Source organism: Microbacterium sp. B19 (genome assembly GCF_000333395.1).
Classification (GTDB): domain Bacteria; phylum Actinomycetota; class Actinomycetes; order Actinomycetales; family Microbacteriaceae; genus Microbacterium.
On record NZ_BADA01000084.1, the window covers coordinates 1 to 1,848 of the forward strand.

2 protein-coding genes and 1 pseudogene are annotated in these 1,848 nt (G+C 70.2%); all 3 read left to right on the top strand.

Annotated features, from left to right (window positions below; genetic code table 11):
* Nucleotides 1–75: 75 nt before the first annotated feature.
* On the top strand, nucleotides 76–285 hold the full coding sequence (rpmF, locus tag I5G_RS02775; RefSeq protein ID WP_013586329.1) for a 50S ribosomal protein L32: 210 nt from the start codon (nucleotides 76–78) through the stop codon (nucleotides 283–285).
* Nucleotides 286–295: 10 nt separating this feature from the next.
* The gene (gene rnc / locus I5G_RS02780) at nucleotides 296–976 is read left to right on the top strand and encodes a ribonuclease III (RefSeq protein WP_022877688.1); all 681 of its coding nucleotides are present in this window, start codon (nucleotides 296–298) and stop codon (nucleotides 974–976) included.
* Nucleotides 969–1,848 (top strand): annotated as a pseudogene (mutM, locus tag I5G_RS20265) (bifunctional DNA-formamidopyrimidine glycosylase/DNA-(apurinic or apyrimidinic site) lyase); the annotation flags it as partial. The gene rnc and the pseudogene mutM, both read left to right, overlap by 8 nt.

Below are 1,848 nucleotides of genomic sequence, written 5' to 3' on the forward strand. Positions count from 1 at the left end.
GGCGGCGCTCCAGCAGTACACCCCAGACGACGGCGATGCGCTCCGCGCCGCCCCCAAGACAGAGAAGAGCTAGTCATGGCAGGTAACCCCCCGAAGCGGAAGGTCTCCCGCTCGAACACCCGCTCGCGTCGCGCGCAGTGGAAGGCCGAAGCCCCCGCGCTGGTCAAGACCATCGAGAACGGCAAGGTCGTCTACAGCCGCCCCCACCAGGCGAAGGTCGTCACCGACTCGCAGGGCACCGAGCTCTTCCTCGAGTACAAGGGCCGCAAGGTCGCCGACGTCTGATCAACGTCCGGTGACGCGAAACACTGCGCTCATCGAGAAGCTCGGGGTCGACATCGACCCCGAGCTTCTTTCTCTTGCGCTGACCCATCGCTCGTTCGCGTACGAGAACGGCGGCATCCCGCACAACGAACGCCTCGAGTTCCTCGGCGACTCCGTGCTCGGGCAGGCGGTGACCGTGCGCCTGTACACGGGGCATCCCGAACTCGACGAAGGAAGCCTCGCCAAGCGGCGCGCAAGCGTCGTCTCGACGGTGGCTCTCGCCGAGGTCGCGCGGGGCATCGGCCTCGGTGACCACGTGCGGCTCGGCCGCGGTGAGATCCTCACGGGCGGTCGGGACAAGGACTCGATCCTCGCCGACACGATGGAAGCCGTGATCGGCGCGACGTACCTCTCCGCCGGACCGGACGCCGCCACGGCGCTCGTGCTGCGTTTGGTCGAGCCGCTCCTCGACGATCCCGACCGCTACGGCGCGGCGATGGATCCGAAGACGAGCCTGCAGGAGATCGCCGCGCGCCAGTCGCTCGCGGCACCGGTGTACGCCGTTGAGGCCACCGGCCCCGACCACGATCGCCGATTCACCGCGACCGTGACGGTCGGTAATGTCGCGACCAACGGCACCGGCACCAGCAAGAAGCAGGCCGAGATGGCCGCCGCCCTCGCCGCCTGGCGCGAGCTCAACGCCCGTGCCTGAGCTGCCCGAGGTCGAGGTCGTCCGCGCCGGCCTCGAGCCCGCGGTGACCGGCGCGCTCATCGCGTCCGTCGACGTGTGGGACGCCCGCGCGCTGACCCGCCACTCGGGCACCCCGGAGCACTTCGAGGCCGAACTCACCGGTCGGCGCATCGTCGGCGCGGTCCGCCGGGGCAAGTTCCTGTGGATGCCACTCGGCGACGACGAAGCGGTCGTGACGCACCTCGGTATGAGCGGCCAGATGCTGCTGCGCGTCCCCGGCGCGCCCGAGGAACGGCACGAACGCATCCGCATCGAGCTCGAGCACCCCGTGCACGGAGCGCTGTCGGTCGTCTTCGCGGATCAGCGCACCTTCGGTTCGCTCGCGCTCGACGAGCTCGTCGACACTCCGGATGCCGCCGCCGGTGGCCACGGTTCGTCGCTGCCGCGCGTCCCCACGCAGGTGGCCCACATCGCGCGCGACCCGCTCGACCCGGCGTTCGACGACGCGCGGTTCCGCGCGCGCCTCGCCCGCACATCGTCGGGGATCAAGCGCGTGCTGCTCGACCAGACCGTGGCGAGCGGGATCGGCAACATCTACGCCGACGAGTCGCTGTGGGCCGCGCGCATCCACCCCGAGTCCGTGGCATCCGATCTCCCGACCCGCGCGGTGAACCGACTGCTGGCCGAGGTTCGGGCGGTGCTGGAAAGGCCCTCGCCGAGGGTGGCACGAGCTTCCACGCGCAGTACGTCAACGTGAACGGCCAGGCGGGTTACTTCGCGCACTCCCTGAACGCGTACGGTCGCACGGGTCAGCCGTGCCCGCGCTGCGGTCGCCGGATCGTGCGGGTGAGCTTCATGAACCGATCGAGCCACTTCTGCCCGAAGTGCCAGCG

Bases quoted from the DNA above. Each gene is read 5' to 3' on its own strand.
- rpmF (WP_013586329.1), top strand. From the start codon at position 76: ATGGCAGGTAACCCCCCGAAGCGGAAGGTCTCCCGCTCGAACACCCGC.